The organism is Glycomyces dulcitolivorans (assembly GCF_003265355.1).
GTDB classification, from domain to species: domain Bacteria; phylum Actinomycetota; class Actinomycetes; order Mycobacteriales; family Micromonosporaceae; genus Glycomyces; species Glycomyces dulcitolivorans.
Genome location: NZ_QFRW01000323.1, coordinates 18,216 through 37,496, shown reverse-complemented (window position 1 = coordinate 37,496; position 19,281 = coordinate 18,216). Strand labels below are relative to the sequence as shown.

The window sequence follows — 19,281 nt, the reverse complement described above, 5'->3', positions numbered from 1 at the left end:
CTGTTATCCCTTCTCGGCGCCGGCGCTCGCGCCGGTCACCAGGTAGCGCTGGAGGACGATGTAGAGCACGGTGATCGGGACCGCGAGGATGACCGCGCCGGCGGCGAAGGTCGTGAACGCGTTCTGGTAGACGTCCTCGATCATGGCGAACAGGCCGAGCGCGACGGTCTGCTTCTCGGGGCTCTGGAGCAGCAGCGCCGGGAGGATGAAGTCCATCCACGGCATCGTGAACTGCGTGATGGCCACGAAGGTGAGCATCGGGCGCATGAGCGGCAGGACGATCTTCACGAAGATGGTCCAACGGCTCGCGCCGTCGATCGCGGCGGCCTCGTCGAGGCTCGCGGGCAGGTTGTCGGTGTAGCCCTTCATGAGCCACGTGTTGTACGGCAGGGCCGCGGCGATGCTCACGAGGGCGAGGCCGGTGAGCGAGTCGAGCAGCCCGAAGTTCAGGAACAGCATGTACACCGCGATGGCGGTGAGGAAGGTCGGGAACATCTGGAGGATGAGGATCCCCAGCAGCCCGGCCTTGCGGCCCTTGAACTTGATGCGCGAGAACACGTACCCGCACAGCGCCGACAGGACGACCGAGCCGACCATGTTGAGCGTGGCGACGTACAGGGAGTTGAGGTACCAGCGGCCGTAGTCGGTCTCGGTGAAGAGGCTGACGTAGTGGTCGAGAGTGGCGTCCTCGGGGATGGGGCTGGCGTTGGCCAGGCCGGTGCCGGGGCTGAAGGAGGCGCCGACGATCCACATGAGCGGGAAGATCACGATGATCGCGACGACCAGGAGCTCCAGGTGGAGGAAGGCGCTGGCGACGCGTTCGCCGCGGGGCCCGCGGTGGCGGCGCCTGCGGGCGGCGCGGGCGCGCTCGGTTGCCTCGTATGTTGCGGTCATTGGTTCACAGCTCCCGAATCGCCTTGGAGCGGTTGAGGTTCCATACCGAGATGGTCCCGACGATGACGAAGATGAGCATGCTCATCACCGCGCCGATGTTGTAGAGGCGGTTGTCCAGCGTCAGGTTGAACAGCCAGGTGATGAGCAGGTCGGTGCTCCCGGCGAACCGGTAGTCGGCGTTGTCGGGGCCGCCCTGGGTGAGGAAGTAGATGACGCCGAAGTTGTTGAAGTTCGACACGAACGCCAGGATGAGCAGCGGCGAGACCGTCCGGTGCACCACCGGGAAGGTGATGTGGCGCAGCTGCTGGAGCGGTCCGGCGCCGTCCATGCGGGCGGCCTCGTAGTAGCTGTCGGGGATGTTGGTGAGCACGCCGCCGACGAGGGCCATGAAGAACGGGAAGCCGAGCCACAGGTTGACCAGGAGCGCGACGGCGCGGGCGAGGTTCGGGTGGGACGGGTCGGTGAACCAGTAGATCCGCTCGTCGGTCAGGCCGACGTCGACGAGCCACTGGCTGACCGGCCCGAACTGGCCGTTGAACATGGCGCGGAAGACGAGTGCCGAGACGATCCCGGGGACGGCCCACGGCAGCAGGAAGACCGAGCGCCACACCCGCGGGAACTTCACCTTGCGGTTGGCGAGGAGCACGGCCTGGACGAACCCGGCGGCGTAGGTGGTGGCGGTGGCGAGGATGGCCCACACGAAGGTCCAGCCGAGGACGCCGATGAACGTGGCGGTCCAGGAGGGGACGGCGAAGATCGTCGCGAAGTTCTCGAAGCCGACCCAGTTGACGAGGTTCTTCGGCGGGAGGTTGTCCCGGTTGTAGTCGGTGAAGGCGACGAGGATGCCGAAGAGCACCGGCAGGACCGACATGAAGACGATCAGGACCAGGCCGGGCGACAGCACGATGTACGCGAAGGCGCCCTCCCAGACGCGTTTGAAGTAGGCGAGGGAGGTCTCGCGCGGCGCGCCGTCGTTCAGCTTGCGGCGGTAGGCCACTGCGTCGCGGATGCTCCAGATCCACATGATCGCCAGGAGCGCGAGCGTGAGCAGGGCGATGAGGCCGTTGGCCATGAGGACGATGGAGTTGTCGCCGTCGGTGAGGCCGGTGACGGTCATCTGGCGCGGCTGGGTGCCGAGCGTGAACAGGCCCCACAGGCCCTTGACGAAGAACCCGCCGTTGCCGCGGGCGTCGTAGTCCATGCCGGCGTAGTAGTTGCCGGTCCCCATCTCCCAGCCGATCAGGAGGGCGAAGAAGGCGAAGAAGAAGGCGGCCTTGCCGGCCTGGCGGTTGATCAGCTGGCCGGCGCCCCACACCAGTGCCGAGGCGATGCCCGGCACTGGTGCGGGTGGCCCGCTGACCTTCTGAGCGGTGCTCATCAGCGGTGTCGTCCCTAGAGTCCGGCGAGTTCGTCGTAGCCGGCGACGGCCGCCGCGGCGGCGTCGGCGGAGCTCGACAGGTCGTCCCAGACGGCGACGGTCATCTCGTTGGCGGTGGACCAGAAGTACTCCGGCAGCTGCGGGAACAGGTCGGCCTGGGCGCCCTGGGCGACGATGCCGGCGACGTGCGGGTCCTCGGACAGGCCCGCGATGCCGGTGAGCAGGTCGGGGTTGAGGGCCGGGATCTGGCCGGTGGTGGCGTAGAGCGCGGCGGCGCCGGCGTCGGAGGCCAGGAAGTTGGCGAAGACGCGGGCGGCGGCCGGGTACTTGGTGTAGGCGGAGACGGCGATGACGTGCATGCCGGCGAAGGAGGAGGCCGGGTCGCCGGAGGCGGCGGCCGGGATGGTGGTGACGCCGTACTCGAAGCCGTTGTCGGCGGCGCCGGTGTCGAAGGCGGAGAACGCCCACGGGCCGGTGATGATGTACGGCGTGTTGCCGGCGGCGAACTCGGCCTCGACGGTCTCGGGGGTGGCGTCGGCGGAGGGGACGTCCCAGACCTCGCGCAGGCCCTTGTAGTACTCCAGGGCCTCGGCCAGCGCCGGGTCGTCGAAGCCGGGCTCGGCGACGTCGCCGGCGGGGTAGGCCTGCCAGCCCATGGAGGAGAGCACGGAGTAGGAGTAGTAGATCTCGCCGGGGACCCAGCGGATCGTCCACTTGTTGGCGGCGGGGTCGTTGTAGGTCGCGGCGAGGGCCTTGACGTCCTCCCAGGTGGCGGCGGGCTGGTCGGAGCCGGTCTCGGCGGCCAGGAGGGTCTTGTTGTACATGAGGGCGATGGACTCGGTGGTGACGGGGACGGCGTAGATCTGGCCGTCCTCGCCGGAGACGGCGCCGATGAAGTTCTCGGCCATGCGGCTCTTCAGGACGGACTCGTACTCGCCGAGGGGCGCGGCGGTACCTTCCTCGATGGCGCGGGCGACCTGGTCGTAGAAGCTCATGAAGACGTCGCCGCCGTTGCCGGCCTCGCCGGCGAGGGACATCTCGTTGACGGCGTCGTTCTGGGCGACCAGCTCGTACTCGAACCGGATGTCGGGGTAGACGTCCTTGAACGCCTCCTTGAACGCGGCGATCTGCGCGTTCGCGAGGTCTTCGTTCTCGAACCAGAGCTTGAGGGGGACCTCGCCGGAGGCGATCTCCTCTTCGATGACGTACTGCTGTGCGTCGGCGTCCCATTCGAGGCCGCCGGATTCGGTCTCCTCCTCTTCGGGGCCGCCGCAGGCGGCGAGGGCCCCGGCAGCGGCGACGCCGCCGCCAGCGGCGAGGAGGTGGCGCCGGTTCATCGAGGGTCCCGCGTAAGCACCTTTGCTGCGCATGTCAAGTCCTTGTCTCGGTGAGAGGGAGTCCGGGGCGCGCTGGGCCAAGATCTGCCGCCATCGGACTGTGAACGTTTACACGAATCTAGCGACTCACGCCTCAGTTGGCAACGTATCTATGTCCGTTCATGACCGTTTCACGTGGAACGTACTTCATGAAACGATCACAATTTCGAAACGAGAACCGACTGAACCACAGGTTGCACGGCCGTCAGGCGTGGAGTACTGTGCACGTTCACAGGCATTTGTGCAAGGAACCTCACAGGAGACCGCGGTGCAGACCATTCGCTACGGAGGCGACTACAACCCCGAACAGTGGCCGGAGGAGATCTGGCGGGAGGACGTGCGCCTCATGCGCGAGGCGGGCGTCAACCTCGTCAGCCTCGGCGTCTTCAACTGGGGGATCATCGAGCCCGCCCCGGGCGAGTACGACTGGAGCGGCCTCGACGAGATCGTCGAGCTGCTGCACGGCAACGGGATCGGGGTCAACCTCGGCACCCCGACCTCCTCGCCGCCCGCGTGGCTGCGCCAGGCCCACCCCGAGATCCGCCTCGTCGACGCCGAGGGCCGGACCCTGGCCGGGGGCTCGCGCCACGGCGTGTGCCCCTCGCACCCGGCTTATCGGGACGCGTGCGCGTCCATCGTGGAGCAGCTGGCGCAGCGGTACGGGAAGCACCCGGCGGTCGAGCTGTGGCACGTGCACAACGAGTACGGCTGGGCCAATGTGGAGTGCTACTGCGAGGCGTCCACCGCGGCGTTCCAAGGGTGGCTCGCGGAGAAGTACGGCGACGTCGACCGCCTGAACGACGCGTGGGGCACCGCGTTCTGGGGCCTCGTGTACCGGTCCTTCGACCAGATCGAGGCGCCCGCGGTCGCGCCGCCGGGCGTCAACCCCGCACTCCAGCTGGACTGGAAGCGGTTCTCCAACGACGAGCACATCGCCAACTACCGGCTCCAGCGCGAGGTCATCGCCCGCCACTCCCCCGCGCCGGCGACCACGAACTTCATGATCCCCAACTGCGAGGGCATGGACTACTGGCGCTGGGCGGGCACTGTGGACGTGGTCTCGAACAACCACTACCTCATCGCCGAGCGCGAGGACCACCAGATCGAGCTGTCGATGAGCGCCGACCTGACCCGGGCGGTCGCGGGCGGCCCGTGGATGATCATGGAGCACTCCACGTCCGCGGTGAACTGGCAGCCGCGCAACATCGCCAAGACCCCCGGCGAACTGCGCCGCAACTCGCTCGCGCACGTCGCGCGCGGCGCCGACGGCCTCATGTTCTTCCAGTGGCGGGCCTCCCGGGCCGGGGCCGAGAAGTTCCACTCCGCGATGGTCCCCCACGGCGGCACCGACACCGGGGTGTGGCGCGACGTCGCCGCCCTCGGCAACGACCTCAAGCAGCTGTCGAGTGTGGTCGGTTCCGAGGTCGCCGCCGACGTGGCGGTCCTGTGGGACTGGGAGTCGTGGTGGGCGCTCGAACTCGAATGGCGCCCTTCGGCGGACCTGAAGTACCGCGAGCGCGTCGAGGCGTACTACGCGGCCCTGTGGCGCCAGCACGTCACCGTCGACTTCGCCCACCCCGAGGCGGACCTGTCGGGCTACCGGCTCGTCGTCGCGCCGTCGTCCTATGTGCTCACCGACGCGGCGTCGAAGAACCTGCGCGGGTACGTCGAGAACGGCGGGCACCTGGTGGTCTCGTACTTCTCGGGGATCGTCGACGAGCACGACACCGTCCACCCCGGCGCCCACCCCGGGGCGCTGCGGGAGACCCTCGGCCTGTGGATCGAGGAGTTCCACCCGCTCCACGAGAACGAGACCCTCGAACTGGACTCCGGTGCTGCGGGCCGGATCTGGTCCGAGCACGTGCGCCTCGACGGCGCCGAGGCCGTGGCGCGCTTCGCGGCCGGGCCCGACCAGGGGCGCCCGGCGCTGACCCGGCACGACCTCGGCCGCGGCACCGCCTGGTACGCCGCGACCGCGCTCGACGAGTCCAGCGGCCTGAACGAACTGCTCGCCACGGCCATGGACACCGCCGGTGTCGAACGGCCGCAAGGCATCCCCGAGAACGTCGAGGTGGTGCGCCGCGGCGCGCACCGGTTCCTCATCAATCACACCGGACAGGACGTCCAGGTGCCCGGCAGCGGCGTGAACGCCCTCGACGGCACCGCGTACGACGGCCGCGTCCCGGTCCCCGCCGGAGAGGTCGTGGTCCTCGCCGACGCCTAAGCCCCGGCGGCCCCGCGCCCCTGCGGGGCCGCCACCCCCCGAAATCACCTCAGGGAGTGAGTCTCAATGAAGAGAAGAACCGCCCTCACGGCCGCAGTGGCCGCCCCGGCACTCGCTGTCCTCGGCAGCGGCACCGCGGCCTCGGCGCAGACCGCGTTCGCGCGCGGCGCCGACATCTCCAGCCTCGCGAAGTCCGAAGCGCTCGGCGGGACCTACATGTGGCCCGACGGCTGGCGCGAGGACGCGATCTGGATCCTCCAGAAGAGCGGCGTCAACTGGATCCGGCTCAAGGTGTGGGTCAACCCCGCCGACGGCTACAACAACAAGGCCCGCGTCGTGGCCGTCGCCAAGCGCGCCAGGGCCGCCGGCCTCAACGTGCTCGTCGACTTCCACTACTCCGACTCCTGGGCCGACCCCGGCCAGCAGACCAAGCCCGCCGCTTGGGCGAACTACAGCGTCGCGCAGCTGAAGACCGCGGTCTACAACCACACCGCCGACGTCCTCGGCGCGATGGTCGCCGCGGGCGCGGCCCCGCAGATGGTGCAGGTCGGCAACGAGCTCAACGGCGGGATGCTGTGGCCCACCGGCCGCTACGACCAGCTCGACAACCTCGCGCAGTTCCTGATCTCCGGCGCCAACGCGGTCCGCGCGACCGTGCCGGCCGCCAAGGTCATGCTGCACCTCGCCGAGGGCGGCAACAACTCGCTGTTCCGCTGGTTCTTCGACGCGATGAAGGCGCGCGGCGTCACGTGGGACGCCATCGGCGCCTCGTACTACCCGTACTGGCACGGATCGCTCTCGGGCCTCCAGTCCAATCTGAACGATGTCGCGTCGCGGTACGCGAAGCCGGTGTACGTGGTCGAGACCGCGTACCCGTTCACCTCGGCCGACAGCGACGGGTTCGCGAACATCATCTCGTCCTCGACGCCGGTGTCCGGCTACCCGGCGAACACGACCGGGCAGTCGAACATGCTCAAGGCCATCAGCAACGTCGTCAAGGCCGTCCCGAACGGCCGCGGCGCGGGCGTGTTCTGGTGGGAGGCCACCTGGACCGCCGTGCGCGGCAACGGATGGGACCCGACGAACCCGAGCAGCGGCAACGGCTGGGAGAACCAGGCGCTGTTCGACTACGCGTGGAAGGCGACGCCCGCGCTGAAGACCCTCGGCACCCTGTAGACCCTTCCCTCCCCCGGTGGGGCCGGTCCCCTCGGCGCACTCCGAGCGGGCCGGCCCCCGATCCCCCCTTGTAGAAAGCGAAGACATGAAACGCAGAACCGCCATCGCCGCCGCCGGCATCGGCGCCCTCGGCGTCGCCGCGGCCGCGGCAACCCCGGCTCTCGCCGAGGCCGTGAGCGACGACCGAGGACGTCCGAAGCCCGGGAAGTTCGTGCGCGGCGCCGACATTTCCGGGTTGATCAAGAACGAGGACTTCGGCGCGGTGTACCGGAAGGCCAACGGCCGCACCGGGGACGCCGTCAAGATCCTCGCCGACTCGGGCGTCAACACGATCCGCGCGAAGGTGTGGGTCGACCCCGCCGACGGCTACAACACCAAGACGCAGGTCGTCGAACTCGGCAAGCGCGCCAAGCGGGCCGGGATGGACCTCATGGTCGACTTCCACTACTCCGACGCGTGGGCCGACCCCGGCAAGCAGTTCAAGCCCGCGGCCTGGGCCGAACTCCCGTTCGCGGACTTGAAGACCGCCGTGTACGACCACACCGCCGACGTCCTCGGAGCACTCAAGCGCGCCGGGGTCAAGCCGACGCTCGTGCAGGTCGGCAACGAGACCAACGGCGGCCTGCTGTGGCCCGACGGCCGCTGGGACCAGTTGGAGCAGATGGGCCAGCTCCTGGCCGCCGGGTGCGACGCGGTGCACGACACCGTCCCCGGCGCGAAGGCGATGCTGCACCTCGCCGAGGGCGGCAACAACGGCGCGTTCACGTGGTTCTTCGACAACGCGGTGGCCAACGGCGTCGAGTTCGACGCGATCGGCGCCTCGTACTACCCGTACTGGCACGGGCCGCTGTCGGGCCTGGAGGCGAACCTGAACGACCTCGCGACCCGGTACGGCAAGCCGCTGTACGTGGTCGAGACCGCCTACCCGTTCACCACCGAGGACTCCGACGGGCACGCCAACATCATCACCGACCCTGAGCCGGTCGCCGGGTACCCCGCGAGCCCGGAGAACCAGGTGCACTGGCTGGAGGCCGTCGCCGAGGTCGTGAAGAACGTCCCCGACGGGCTCGGCAAGGGCGTGATCTGGTGGGAGCCGACCTGGACCGGCGTCGAGGGCGCCGGCTGGGACCCGGCCGACCCCGCCAGCGGCAACGGCTGGGAGAACCAGGCGCTGTTCGACTTCGACAACAAGGCGCTGCCGGGGTTGCGGGCCCTGGGCAAACTGTAGGAACGACCCTCGAACACCCCTGAAGTCGGCCGCGCCGTCCGACCGAACGCCCCGGTGGGGTCAAGCACCGGACGCGCTCGATCGGGCGGCGCGGTTCTCTGCGTCCTAGAGCGGCCAGGGGCCGAAGCGGCCCCAGGCGATGACGGCGGCGATGAGGAACAGGACGCCGTTGATGCCCAAGGCCGAGTACTCGCCCTTGCGGACGTGGTAGGCGGCGGCCAGGACCATGGTGAGCGCGAGGGCGGCCGCGGCGATCGGGGTCAGGACGACGGCGATGCCGGTGAGGCCGGGCAGGATGAGGCCGAGGGCGCCGAGGAACTCGGCGACGCCGACGAACTTGACCGTGCCGGTCGAGAAGTCGTTGACCCACGGCATGTTCGGGGCGAGCTTCTCCTTGGGCTGGGTCGCCTTCATCACGCCTGCGGCGAGGAAGGCGAGTCCGAGCAGGCCTTGCAGGATCCAGAGCAGCACGTTCATGTGGGCGTTCTCCGTAACAGATCGACGGGGGCCGCTCCCAAGCGGAGCGGTCTATCCGGTTATTGGCAGTGAGTGTAACAACATAAGCGGATAGGGCATTCCACTTGGTTAGGATTGCGGCATGGAACCGACCCCCGACGAGAGCCCCCGCAAGCGCCCCCGGCGCCTCCGCTGCGACGCGGAGGCGAACCGCGACCGCATCATCGAGGCGGCGCGGAAGGTCTACCGGCGCGAGGGGCTGAGCGCGTCGATGGCCTCGATCGCCCGCGCCGCGGGGGTCGGGATCGCGACGCTGTTCCGGCGGTTCCCGACCCGGACCGAGCTCATCGCGGCGGTGTTCGAGGACGCGATGGAGGGCAGCCGGGCGGCCGCGGTCGCGGCGGCCGGGCGCGAGTCGGCGTGGGACGGGTTCCGCGAGTACGTCGAGACGGTGTGCGCGCTCCAGGCCGACAACCGCGGGTTCGCCGAGGTGCTGACGATGAACTTCGGGTCGGCGAAGGACCTGGAGCGCAAGCGGCAGGAAGGCTTCGCGGCCTTCACCGGGCTCATCGAGCGGGCCAAGGCCGAGGGGCGCCTGCACGAGGACTTCACGCCTGAGGACCTGCCGATCCTGCTGATGGCGAATGCGGGCGTGCTGACCGCGGCGGGCGAGGCCGCCGGTGAGGCGTCGCGGCGGCTGGTCGCGCAGATGCTGCGGGCCTTCGCGGTCGAAGCGGCCGAGCCGCTGCCTCCGGCGCCCGCGCCGAAGCGCCTGCTGCGCGGCATGGTCCGCCAGCGCCGGGCGGACGCGGCCTCAGGCTGAAGCGGTGCCATGTGACATGTGATGCGGCACAGCACGGTCCGGACTCCGGCTCGCATTCGGGTGCCGTGTCACATGTGACGTATTACTTCCCGTGGCGGGCGGCTTGCCGCGCCTACCCGGCCGCGAGCTTCGCGGCGAAGCCGATCATGATCGCGCCGACGAGGCCGTTGCCGGCCGCGGCGAGGCGGCGCCGCCGGCGGAAGGCCTGGGCGAGGCCGTCTCCGGCGAGGATGAGCGTGGTCAGGTAGGCCATGGAGAAGGCCTGGATGATCACGTAGAGGACGCCGTAGGACAGGACCGGGTAGGCGTAGGCCGGGTCGACGAACTGCACGAAGAACGAGACGAAGAACAGGATCGCCTTGGGGTTGAGCAGGCTCGCGATGAGGGCGCGCATGAAGGGCCGCTCGTTCGCGGGGCCGGTGGCGGGGGCCTCCTCGGCAGCGCTTTCAACGACGCTGTCGCCGCGGCGGGCGGCGCGCCAGGACTTGACGCCGCCGCGGATGAGGCCGAACGCGAGGTAGGCGAGGTAGACGACGCCGGCCCAGCGGACCAGGTTGTAGACCAGGGGCGAGGTGGCGAAGACCGAGGCGAGTCCGGCGGCGGTGGCGATCATGATGACCGAGTCGCCGCAGAAGACGGCGGCCGCGGCCTTGAAGCCGTCGCGGCGCCCGCGGCGGGAGGCCACGGAGAGGACGTACAGGGAGTTCGGTCCCGGGAGCAGGATGATGAGGACCGAGGCGACCACGTAGGTCCACAGGTCGACGGTGCCGAACACGGGCGGGGGTCCTCTCAGCGCGGGAGCGGGGAACGCGAGCGGCGCTCGCGGGGCGAAACGCTCCGAGTCTACGCTGGGGTTCGAAGCCGGGGCCGGCGGCGCGTGCGGGTATGCGCCGCTGGCCCCGCCCCGTGTCAGGAGTTGTCGAGGCGCGGGAGCACGAGCTCCTTGCCGATGAGCCGGACCGCGGCGTAGATCGGGACCGACAGGACGATGCCGACGACGCCGAAGAGGGTGCCGCCGACCAGGACCGCGACGATCGCGGCGAGGTTGGAGACCTTGACGGCGCTTCGCATGACAGTCGGGTAGATGACCCAGTTCTCCAGCTGCTGGTAGGCGATGAAGAAGATCGCCGAGGCGACCGCGGTCATCGGGGAGACCGCGAGGGCCACCAGGGTGACCACGACGGCGCCGATGGTGGCGCCGATCTGCGGGATGAGGTCGAGCAGGGCCACCAGGAGCGCGAGGAGCGCGGCGTAGGGGATGCCGACGATCGCCATGAAGATCCACGAGGAGACGCCGGCGACGAACCCGATGGCGAGCGCACCGATGAGGTAGGCGCCGACCTGCGCGAGGATGCCGTCGAGGATGCGGCCGGTCTGCTCGCGCTTGGAGGCGGCGACCAGGCGCAGGGCGCCTTGGCGCAGTTGGGTGTAGGCCGCGAGGATGAACACGGTCAGCAGGAGCGTCGTGATGGTCCAGACGAGGCCGTTGGCGGCCGATGCGGCGCCGCCGGCGACGCCGCCGAGGGTCGCCATGACGTTGTCGCCGGTGAGCGCGGTCTGGGCCCGTTCGAGCAGGCCCGACTCGCCGCCGAACTGCGCGGCGAGATCGCTGGACATGATGTCCTCGTAGTACCCGGGGACGTTCTCGACGAACTGCGTGGTCTCGCGGACGAGCGCGGGGATGATCGCGGCGATGCCGCCGCAGAAGACCAGGAACAGGCCGAGGAACAGGATCGTCATGGCGAGCCAGCGGCGCATGCCGCGGTTGGTCATGGTGGAGATGATGCGTTCGAGGCCGACCGCGAGGAACGCCGCCACGACCAGGGCGGTGATGACGGTGCTGAGCTCCTGGATCGACCAGACCAGGGCGTACGCGACGGCGAGGCCGAGGCCGAAGAGGATCCCGGCGGCGACCGGCGGGCTCTGGGAGAGACTTCTGCGCAGCGGCAGTCCTGGTTTGTCAGCCATGGGCAATGTCTAGCAGATTCGGCGGAGCGGCGTCACTCTCGGTGCACCCGTGTCCGGGTCGGGCTCCACTTTGACGGGTTGGCGGTAGACGCCGCCGAGGCGTTCGGCGGTGAAGACCTCGGCGGGTTTCCCGCAGGAGGCGATGCGGCCCTGCGAAAGCAGCGCGGTGCGGTCGGCGTAGGCGGCGGCGAGGTCGAGGTCGTGGACGACGATGACGACGGCGCGGCCTTCGGCGGCGAGGTCGCGGCACAGGCGGCCGACGAGTTCCTGGTGGCGCAGGTCGAGGGCGGCGGTGGGCTCGTCGAGGAGGACGAGGCCGGCGTCCTGGGCGATGACGCGGGCGAGCATGACGCGGGCCTGCTCGCCGCCGGACAGGGACGTGAAGGGTCGCGGGGCGAAGTCCTCGGTCTCGGTGCGGGCCAGGGCGTCGGCGATGCGCTCCTCGTCGCGGTCGGCGCGGGTGGTGCCGGCCCAGGGAGCGCGGCCCATCTCGACGACCTCGCGGACCGTGAACGGGAACGAGACGCGGTGGGCCTGCGGGAGGACGGCACGGCGGCGGGCGACGTCGAGGGCGCTCCAGTCGCCGATGGGTCGGTCCCACAGGAGGGCGCCGCCGGAGGCGGCCTCCAGGTCGCCGGAGAGCGCGGCGAGGAGGGTCGACTTGCCGGCGCCGTTGGGGCCGACGAGGCCGAGGACCTCGCCGGAGCGGACGTCGAGGTCGACGCCGCGGAGGATCTCCTTGCCGCCCAGGCGGACGTGGAGGCCGGCGGCGGCCGCGGGGCGGTCGGGGACGGCGCCGGCGTCGGTGGCGCGGCGTCTGCGAATTCGCATCAGGCCCAGCCTCCTTGGCGGCGTCGGGTGCGGCGGAGCAGCCAGAAGAAGAAGGGGCTGCCGATGAGGGCGGTGAGGATGCCGAGGGGGATCTCGGCGGGGGCGGCGATCGTGCGGGCGGCGAGGTCGGCCCAGACGACGACCGCAGCGCCGCCCACTGTGGACAGCGGGAGCAGGAGCCGGTGGCCCGGGCCCGCGGCCATGCGGACCAGGTGCGGGACGACCAGGCCGATGAAGCCGATGACGCCGGAGACGGCGACGGCCGCGCCGGTCAGGAGGGCGACGATCACGATGAGGTGCAGGCGGAGCCGTTCGACGTCGACGCCGAGATGGCGGGCGGGGCGCTCGCCGAGGGCGAGGAGGTCGAGGCGGCGCCCGTACGTGGGGGCGAGCGCGAGGCCGATCAGCGCGAGCGGGGCGACGGCGAGGATCTTCGGCCAGGTCGCCTGGGAGAGGGAGCCCATCTGCCAGAAGGTGATCGCGGTGATCTCGTCGTTGTCGGCGTAGAAGATGAAGATGCCGATGAGGGCCCCGGCGAGGCCGTTGACGGCGACGCCGGTGAGGACGAGGGTGACGACCTCGGTGCGCCCGCCCGAGCGCGACAGGACGTAGACGACGGTGACGGTGACGAGTCCGGCTGCGAAGGCGCACAGGGAGATCGTCCAGTTCCCGGCGAAGGTGAACCCGAAGGCGATGGCGCATACCGCGCCGACGGCGGCGCCGGAGCTGACGCCGATGATCCCGGGTTCGGCGAGGGGGTTGCCGAACATGCCCTGCATGAGGGCGCCCGCGCAGGCGAGGCTCGCGCCGACGATGACGCCGAGGACCACGCGCGGGAAGCGGATGTTCCACAGGACGCTCTCGCCGGTCCCGTCGATCGGGGAGCCGGGGAGGCCGAGCCTGTGGCCGACGGAGGCGAGGAGGTCGCCGATCGGGATGGCGAAGGCGCCGTTGGAGGCCGAGACGAGGACGCCGAGGGCGAGGAGGCCGGTGAGGACGACACCGAGGAGGGTCGCGGCGGCCCGGCGGCGCTTCGGCGGGGCTTCGACCGCCGAGGCGGGCCGCGCCTCGGGTTCGGTCTTGGCAGTCGCGGTCACGCGGCGACTCCTCGGGGTCGGCGGGCCGCCTGTGCCATGTGACATGGCACAGGTCGGGGCGAGGGTGCCATGTGACATGGCACCTGGCGGCGCAGGGCGGCGGGGGTCATTCGGCGTCCTCGTTCTGGTCGCCGTGGAGCTGCTCGGCGAGGTCGGCGACGACGTCGCCGGTGCGGGGGCCGTAGTTGAGCATGATGCCGTCGGGGAGGTGGGCGATGCGCTCGTTCTCGCCCGCGGGGGTCTGGGCGACGCCGGGGATCTCCAGGAGTCCTGCGATGCCGCCGACGGAGTCGAGTCCCTTGTCCATCACCAGGATCACGTCGGGCGCGGCGGCCGCGAGGGCCTCGGGGGTGAGTTCGAGGAAGTCCCCTTCGAGGGCCTCGGCACCCGCGTCGATGCCCCCGGCGGCCTGGATGAGCGAGGTGGCGCCGGAGTCGCGGGCGCCGATCATGTAGACCGACGCGGAGCCGCGCAGGTAGAGGAAGGCCACGCGCGGCGGGTTCGAGAGGTCCAAGCCCTCGGTCGCGGCCGCGATCCCAGCCTCGGTGCGCTCCACCAATTGCGCGCCGAGGTCGGTGACGCCCAGGACCGCGGCGACGGCGGTGATGCGCTCGCCCGCTGCGTCGATGCCGTCGGCGGGGTCGAAGACGACGATCGGGACCCCGGCGGCCGCGATCTGGTCGAGCGCGGTCTGCGGGCCCGAGCTGGTCTCGGCGAGGACGAGGTCCGGCTGGAGCGAGAGGACGCCTTCGGCGGAGATGTCGTGGCCGTGGCTGACGACGGGGAGTTCGGCGGCCTGCTCGAAGGTCGCGGTGATGTCGCGGGCGACGACGCGGTCGCCGAGGCCGAGGGTGAAGACGATCTCCGAAAGGGAACCGGAGAGCGGGACGATCGCGTCGGCGGACTCGACGGTGATCGCCGCGCCGGTGGCGTCGGTGACCGTCGTCGGCAGGACCGGATCGGCGCCTTCGGCGATCGGGTCGACGCGGTCGACGGCCGCCTCCACCGCGGTGTCGGTGTCGGAGTCGCTTGCGCCGCAACCCGTCAGGACGAGGAGTGCGGCCGCGCCGAGGGCGGTCGCCGTCGCGCGGACGGTCCGGCGGGAGCGGGTTCTGCGCACGGGCGTTCTCCAGTTCTGTGTTCAGGCGGCCGATCGAGCATAGGTTAGGCTTCGCTAACAATTATTAGCACCCCCTATGTTCAGCGCGTCGAACTTAGGTTAGCCTTGCCTCCATTGAACGTGAATACGGAGGTCCCCCGCGATGCCCCAAGCCCTAGCCCGCACGGCGGGAGCGCTGACCGCCTTGATGGTCGCCTCGCTCCTGTTGTGGGCCGCACCCGCGAGCGCCGACGAGCTCTCCGGAGGCCGGCTCGACTGGGGCGTCAAGGAGTCGTTCCGGTCCTACATCACCGGGCCCATCGCCCAGGGCGAGGTGCAGACCGGCGACGGCGCCTCCACCGTGGACGGCGAGTACCGGTTCCACTCCGCCTCGGGCACGTACGAGGACGGCACGGCCGTCGTCGACTACCAGGGCTGGGTCTACTTCTGGGGCCACGACGGCGAACTCGACCTGACCTTCGCCAACCCGTCCGTGGAGTACTCCGGCTCCTCGGGGACGCTGTACGTCTACGTCAACGGCTCCCGCACCGACATGGCGACGCTCAGCGGCGCCTCCCTCGACGCCTCCGGCGGCACGGTCTCGGTCTCGGGCGCCGCCGCGACCCTGACGACCAACGGCGCCGAGGCGTTCGCCGGGTACTACGAACCCGGCCAGGAGCTCGACCCCGTGTCCTTCAGCGCCGACGTGGCCGTCGAGCCCGAGGAGACCACCGAGGAGCCGACCGAGACCGCCTCCGCCGAGGCGGCGGGCGACGCCGTCACCGGCGCGGTCGTCGACTGGGGCGTGCGGACCTCCTGGCGCGACTACGTGTCCGGCGACATCGCCGACGGCTCCTGGACCGTGGCGGACGGCGCGGCCGACGGCGGCGCGATCTTCCGCTTCGCCGAAGGCGCGGGAACCGCGACCGCCGCCGATTACCAGCTGGCGTTCCAGGGGACCGTCGCGTTCACCGGGACGAATGTGGACCTGGCGATCACCGACCCGGTCGTCACCGCCGCCGACGGACAGGGCGTGCTCTCGGCCGAGGTCGCCGGGACCCGTGTCGACCTGGTGTCCTTCGAGGCCACATTGGTCGAGACCGACGGCGTGCTGCTCGCCGCGGACGTCCCCACCGTCCTCACCGAGGCAGCCGTGCCGGTCTTCGGCGGGTACTACCAGGCCGGGGACCCCATGGACCCGCTGCTCATCGCCGTGCCGCTCACCGCCGACGCGGCAGTGCCCGCGCTGCCGGACCTCGGTTCGGACCCGGTCGAGACGAGCGAGAGCGAACCGGCCGAGGTCGTGGACGCCGACCGCGCCTCCAGCGAGGGCGGGCTCAACCCGCTGGTGTGGATCGCCCCCGCCGCCGCCCTGCTCGTCCTCGGCGCCGCGGCCGCGGTCGTCGCGGTCGTCCAGCGCCGCAAGCACCGCCAGCGCGAAACCGAAGCCACCCCGGAGACCGCTCCCTCCGCGGGCACCCCTGAGGACACCCCCGCAGAAACCGGGGCCGCAGACGAGACCGTCGCGGACCCCGCCGAGCCCTCCCCCGAGGGCCCGGAGAACGACAAGGAGAGATAACCCATGAGAGCCCCCACCCGCAAGCGCATCGCGGCCGTCGCCGCGATCGCCCTGGGCGCCGGCGCGGTCGTCGGACTCGCCTCCCTCCCCGCCCAGGCCCAGGAGCTCGCCAAGTACCCCATCGTCGACGGCCAGGTCACCTGGGGCATCAAGGAGTCGTTCCGCAACTACGTCACCGGTCCCATCGCCGGCGGCGCGATCGAGGCGGTCGACGGCGCGGTCGTCAACGACGACGGCACCTTCACCTTCAAGCCCGTCACCGGCGTCTCCGACCTGCCGAACCAGGCCACCGAGACCACCGCCCCCGGCGGGGTCCACTTCACCGGCCACCACGGCGAACTCGACCTCACCATCGAGGACGTCGAGACCGTCAGCGACACCGTGTCCTACACCGGCGCGATCTACGCCGACGTCACCTCCGGCGACGAGGTCTTCGAGGACGTCCACTTCGCCGACTTCGAGGTCGGCTCGTGGACCTGGGTGAACGGCTACAGCACCCTCACCGACGCGCCCGTGACCCTCACGGCGGACGGCGCGGAGGCGTTCGCCGGGTTCTACAAGGAGGGCGACGCCCTCGACCCGATCACGATCGCCGTCAAGACCGACATGACCGACCCGATCGACGACCCCACCGAGGAGGAGCCGTCCTCTGAGGACCCGACGTCCGACGACCCGGCCACGGAGGAGCCCGGCGGCACGGTCTACGACGTGACCGGCGGCGACGCCGACTGGGGCGTCAAGGAGTCCTTCCGCGAGTACGTGGTCGGCCCGATCGCGGGCGGCGAGATCACGGTTGCGGCCCCGGCGACCGAGAACGCGGACGGGACCTACCACTTCCCGGACGCCTCGGGGACCTTCACCGCCGAGACCTGCGCGCTCGACGCCGCCTTCGCGGGCGGGGTCAACTTCTCGGGTCACGAGGGCGAACTCGACCTCGACGTGGCCGACGTGCGGATCGCGAGCGTCGACGGCGGCCTCGCGGTCTTCTCCGGCGACACGCGGATCGCCGACGTCGCGGTCGACGAGCTGGCGATCAGCGACGGCGTCGTCGCGGTCGAGGGCGCGGCGGCCAGCGTCTCGGCCGACGGCGTGGACTTCTTCGGCGGCTTCTACACCGAGGGCACCGAGCTCGACGCCGTGAGCTTCACCGTCGAGATCGACGGCGCCGCGGACACCACCTGCGAGCCGACCGGCAACCCCGGCGGCGGCGACGGCAGCGGCGGCGAGACCACCTCCAGCGCCTCCGGCGCGGGCTCGCCGAAGCTCCCGGTCACCGGCTCCCCGCTGACGCTCGTCCTGGCCGCGGCCGGCGCACTCCTCGCGGGCGGCGTCGCGGTCACGGTCCTGGCGCGCCGCCGGGCGATCCAGAGCTAAAGGCCTCACTCCGGGGGCCGCCCAGCCTGCAACCTCGGCGGCCCCCTTTTTCGTGCGGGAGAATGAGAACACGGCCGAAGGCCGGTGGCTTGCGGCCACCGGCCCTCGGGTCGTCCTGGGGCGAGGAGCGGGTCAGGCGGTCTGCTTCAGGCCGTGGGCGAAGAAGCGGCGGGTCTGGTAGCGGCGGCCCCACGCGATGAACGCGAAGAACGCGAGCAGGATCAGCGGGGTGTAGACGGGGAAGTCCAGGATCGTGGCGTTGAAGATCGTCGCGCCGATCATGAGCAGGCCCAGGCCGGTGGCGGCCAGGCCGGACAGGCGCGGGATCAGCAGGCCCACGCCGCCGGCGAGCTCCACGGCGCCCACGAAGTACATGAACCAGTCGCCCCAGCCGATGACGTCGAAGCCCTCGGCCGCGGACTCCAGGCCCAGGAGCTTCGCCGAGGCGGAGGCGCCGATCATGAACACGGCGAGCAGCACTTGCAGGACCCACAGGGTGACGTGCAGTCCGCGGCCGGGGCGCTCGGCGTCGACGGTCTTTTCGGTAGCGATCTCGTTGGTGCTCATAGTGTTTCGTTCCTTCCGGGAGTATCGGGCTCTCGGTTATGAAGACGAGGGGCCGCCCGCGGATTCATCGCGGCCGCGAAGAAAACTTTCGGCCCGGCCGTCGGACCCCGCGGCTACGGTGAAGGCATGATCGACAGCCGACAGGTCCTCCGCTACCGCACCAGCGTCCAGCAGCTCGACCGGGAGGAAGGTGCGCTCGCCGACACCGCGGTCCTCGACCTCGGCGCGCAGGAGACGGGCCCGGACGGGGCGATGTGGGCGCTCGCGGTCCGCGGGGTCGCGCCGGAGGAGGCGGACCTGGTGTGGCTGTGGACGCTGCGCGGCGCCCCGCACGCGTACCGGCGGTCCGACGTCGCCTCGGTCGCGGCCGCGGTGGCGCCGTGGTCGGAGGCCGACGCGGCCAAGCGGATCTTCGACGCCTCCAAGCCGCTCAAGGCCGCGGGCATCCCGGTCCTGGAGGCCCTGGACGCGGTCGCGGACCAGATGAAGGCGATCGTGACGGCCCCGATGGTCAAGGGCGAGATGTCGCAGCGGCTCCACGAGGTCATGCCGGAGGCGTACCAGCGGTACTGCCGGTCCTGCGAGGCGGTGCACATGTACGAGCAGCCGTTCCGGCTCGCGGCGGTCCGCGCGGGGCTGGAGCTGGAGCCGCACACCTCGCCGCCGGTCCTCAAGCCCATCAAGGGGTTCGAGGAGGCGAAGGAGTTCCCGCAGCGGCTCGATCCGGTCCGGGCCTACCTGCACCTGTGCGGTCCGGCCACGGTCAAGGAGGTCGCCGAGTACCTCGACTCGCCGGTGAAGGAGGTCAAGGCGCACTGGCCCGAGGACGCCGTGGAGGTCGAGGTCGCGGGCGAGTCCCGGTGGATCCTGGCCGGGGACGAGGCGGCGCTGCGTGAGGCGGATGCGGAGGCGGTGCGGCTCGTCGGACCCTACGACCTGCTGCTCCAGTCGCGGGACCGCAGGCTGCTGGTCGACGATCCCGCGAAGGCGAAGGCCCTGTGGCCGGTCCTGGGCCGCCCCGGCGCGGTCCTCGCCGGGGGCCGGATCGCCGGGCTGTGGCGGCCCCGCAAGTCCGGGAAGAAGTTCACCGTGAACGTGGAGCCGTGGGGGAGGCTGACGGCGGGCGAGCGGAAGGCGGTCGGGGCCGAGGCCGAGCGGCTCGCGGCGTTCCGGGGCGCGGCCCTGTCCGGGGTCGGGTACGCGGGCTGACC

17 protein-coding genes are annotated in these 19,281 nt (G+C 70.9%); 7 read left to right on the top strand and 10 right to left on the bottom strand.

The window, feature by feature from the left end; all coding sequences use genetic code 11:
* Window positions 1–3: 3 nt before the first annotated feature.
* From DI269_RS24300 to DI269_RS24290, 3 genes are read right to left on the bottom strand one after another with little or no spacing between them, the layout of a single operon-like run.
* Window positions 4–894: a sugar ABC transporter permease gene (locus DI269_RS24300; RefSeq protein WP_112140814.1), complete on the bottom strand. Its 891-nt coding sequence runs from the start codon at window positions 892–894 to the stop codon at window positions 4–6.
* A gap of 4 nt (window positions 895–898) precedes the next feature.
* Complete coding sequence (locus DI269_RS24295) at window positions 899–2,272, bottom strand: carbohydrate ABC transporter permease (RefSeq protein WP_112140812.1); 1,374 nt, start codon at window positions 2,270–2,272, stop codon at window positions 899–901.
* A gap of 14 nt (window positions 2,273–2,286) precedes the next feature.
* Entirely contained in the window at window positions 2,287–3,642 is a 1,356-nt protein-coding gene (locus tag DI269_RS24290) for an extracellular solute-binding protein (protein ID WP_112140837.1), read from the bottom strand.
* Window positions 3,643–3,916: 274 nt separating this feature from the next.
* Between DI269_RS24290 and DI269_RS24285 the strand changes: the two genes are divergently transcribed.
* The 3 genes from DI269_RS24285 to DI269_RS24275 all read left to right on the top strand — a co-directional run bounded on the left by DI269_RS24285 (window position 3,917) and on the right by DI269_RS24275 (window position 8,276).
* Entirely contained in the window at window positions 3,917–5,872 is a 1,956-nt protein-coding gene (locus tag DI269_RS24285) for a beta-galactosidase (protein ID WP_198667714.1), read from the top strand.
* 66 nt (window positions 5,873–5,938) lie between these two features.
* On the top strand, window positions 5,939–7,048 hold the full coding sequence (locus DI269_RS24280) for a glycoside hydrolase family 53 protein (RefSeq protein ID WP_112140808.1): 1,110 nt from the start codon (window positions 5,939–5,941) through the stop codon (window positions 7,046–7,048).
* Between the two features lie 85 nt (window positions 7,049–7,133).
* Complete coding sequence (locus tag DI269_RS24275) at window positions 7,134–8,276, top strand: glycoside hydrolase family 53 protein (protein ID WP_112140806.1); 1,143 nt, start codon at window positions 7,134–7,136, stop codon at window positions 8,274–8,276.
* Between the two features lie 105 nt (window positions 8,277–8,381).
* Here the strand turns inward: DI269_RS24275 and DI269_RS24270 are convergent, their stop codons facing one another.
* Window positions 8,382–8,753 carry a DoxX family protein gene (locus DI269_RS24270; RefSeq protein WP_112140804.1) on the bottom strand — a complete coding sequence of 124 codons (372 nt, stop codon included), beginning with the start codon at window positions 8,751–8,753 and terminating at the stop codon, window positions 8,382–8,384.
* A gap of 121 nt (window positions 8,754–8,874) precedes the next feature.
* Here DI269_RS24270 and DI269_RS24265 point away from each other — a divergent pair, with 121 nt between their 5' ends.
* The gene (locus tag DI269_RS24265; RefSeq protein ID WP_112140802.1) at window positions 8,875–9,555 is read left to right on the top strand and encodes a TetR/AcrR family transcriptional regulator; all 681 of its coding nucleotides are present in this window, start codon (window positions 8,875–8,877) and stop codon (window positions 9,553–9,555) included.
* 112 nt (window positions 9,556–9,667) lie between these two features.
* Here DI269_RS24265 and leuE read toward each other — a convergent pair whose 3' ends face one another.
* The 5 genes from leuE to DI269_RS24240 form a co-directional block, all read right to left on the bottom strand.
* Window positions 9,668–10,330, bottom strand: a complete 663-nt coding sequence (leuE, locus tag DI269_RS24260) for a leucine efflux protein LeuE (protein WP_112140799.1) — start codon at window positions 10,328–10,330, stop codon at window positions 9,668–9,670.
* Window positions 10,331–10,464: 134 nt separating this feature from the next.
* Window positions 10,465–11,523 (bottom strand): AI-2E family transporter, encoded by a 1,059-nt coding sequence (locus DI269_RS24255; protein WP_112140797.1) that lies wholly within the window; start codon window positions 11,521–11,523, stop codon window positions 10,465–10,467.
* Window positions 11,524–11,532: 9 nt separating this feature from the next.
* Entirely contained in the window at window positions 11,533–12,354 is an 822-nt protein-coding gene (locus DI269_RS24250; protein WP_112140794.1) for a heme ABC transporter ATP-binding protein, read from the bottom strand.
* A complete protein-coding gene (locus DI269_RS24245) occupies window positions 12,354–13,496 on the bottom strand; it encodes a FecCD family ABC transporter permease (RefSeq protein ID WP_112140791.1) in 1,143 nt (380 codons plus the stop codon). Before DI269_RS24245 ends, DI269_RS24250 begins: the two co-directional genes overlap by 1 nt.
* Before the next feature lie 61 nt (window positions 13,497–13,557).
* Window positions 13,558–14,571, bottom strand: coding sequence for a heme/hemin ABC transporter substrate-binding protein (locus tag DI269_RS24240; RefSeq protein ID WP_112140789.1), 1,014 nt, complete (start codon window positions 14,569–14,571; stop codon window positions 13,558–13,560).
* A 142-nt stretch (window positions 14,572–14,713) separates the two neighbouring features.
* Between DI269_RS24240 and DI269_RS24235 the strand changes: the two genes are divergently transcribed.
* Both DI269_RS24235 and DI269_RS24230 read left to right on the top strand, forming a co-directional pair.
* A complete protein-coding gene (locus DI269_RS24235) occupies window positions 14,714–16,129 on the top strand; it encodes an HtaA domain-containing protein (RefSeq protein WP_112140786.1) in 1,416 nt (471 codons plus the stop codon).
* A gap of 3 nt (window positions 16,130–16,132) precedes the next feature.
* Window positions 16,133–17,503: an HtaA domain-containing protein gene (locus DI269_RS24230; RefSeq protein ID WP_112140784.1), complete on the top strand. Its 1,371-nt coding sequence runs from the start codon at window positions 16,133–16,135 to the stop codon at window positions 17,501–17,503.
* 132 nt (window positions 17,504–17,635) lie between these two features.
* On the opposite strand, the gene DI269_RS24225 is transcribed toward DI269_RS24230, so the two are convergent.
* Complete coding sequence (locus DI269_RS24225) at window positions 17,636–18,070, bottom strand: DoxX family protein (protein WP_112140781.1); 435 nt, start codon at window positions 18,068–18,070, stop codon at window positions 17,636–17,638.
* Between the two features lie 126 nt (window positions 18,071–18,196).
* Here DI269_RS24225 and DI269_RS24220 point away from each other — a divergent pair, with 126 nt between their 5' ends.
* Entirely contained in the window at window positions 18,197–19,279 is a 1,083-nt protein-coding gene (locus tag DI269_RS24220; RefSeq protein ID WP_112140779.1) for a winged helix DNA-binding domain-containing protein, read from the top strand.
* Window positions 19,280–19,281: the final 2 nt, after the last annotated feature.

What these genes read in the sequence shown, in the direction of transcription:
- DI269_RS24225 (WP_112140781.1), bottom strand. Translation starts at nt 18,070, where the DNA reads ATGAGCACCAACGAGATCGCTACCGAAAAGACCGTCGACGCCGAGCGC.
- DI269_RS24245 (WP_112140791.1), bottom strand. Translation starts at nt 13,496, where the DNA reads ATGTCACATGGCACAGGCGGCCCGCCGACCCCGAGGAGTCGCCGCGTG.
- DI269_RS24230 (WP_112140784.1), top strand. Translation starts at nt 16,133, where the DNA reads ATGAGAGCCCCCACCCGCAAGCGCATCGCGGCCGTCGCCGCGATCGCC.
- DI269_RS24275 (WP_112140806.1), top strand. Translation starts at nt 7,134, where the DNA reads ATGAAACGCAGAACCGCCATCGCCGCCGCCGGCATCGGCGCCCTCGGC.
- DI269_RS24255 (WP_112140797.1), bottom strand. Translation starts at nt 11,523, where the DNA reads ATGGCTGACAAACCAGGACTGCCGCTGCGCAGAAGTCTCTCCCAGAGC.
- DI269_RS24220 (WP_112140779.1), top strand. Translation starts at nt 18,197, where the DNA reads ATGATCGACAGCCGACAGGTCCTCCGCTACCGCACCAGCGTCCAGCAG.
- DI269_RS24250 (WP_112140794.1), bottom strand. Translation starts at nt 12,354, where the DNA reads ATGCGAATTCGCAGACGCCGCGCCACCGACGCCGGCGCCGTCCCCGAC.
- DI269_RS24290 (WP_112140837.1), bottom strand. Translation starts at nt 3,642, where the DNA reads ATGCGCAGCAAAGGTGCTTACGCGGGACCCTCGATGAACCGGCGCCAC.
- DI269_RS24280 (WP_112140808.1), top strand. Translation starts at nt 5,939, where the DNA reads ATGAAGAGAAGAACCGCCCTCACGGCCGCAGTGGCCGCCCCGGCACTC.
- DI269_RS24265 (WP_112140802.1), top strand. Translation starts at nt 8,875, where the DNA reads ATGGAACCGACCCCCGACGAGAGCCCCCGCAAGCGCCCCCGGCGCCTC.
- DI269_RS24295 (WP_112140812.1), bottom strand. Translation starts at nt 2,272, where the DNA reads ATGAGCACCGCTCAGAAGGTCAGCGGGCCACCCGCACCAGTGCCGGGC.
- DI269_RS24270 (WP_112140804.1), bottom strand. Translation starts at nt 8,753, where the DNA reads ATGAACGTGCTGCTCTGGATCCTGCAAGGCCTGCTCGGACTCGCCTTC.
- DI269_RS24235 (WP_112140786.1), top strand. Translation starts at nt 14,714, where the DNA reads ATGCCCCAAGCCCTAGCCCGCACGGCGGGAGCGCTGACCGCCTTGATG.
- DI269_RS24300 (WP_112140814.1), bottom strand. Translation starts at nt 894, where the DNA reads ATGACCGCAACATACGAGGCAACCGAGCGCGCCCGCGCCGCCCGCAGG.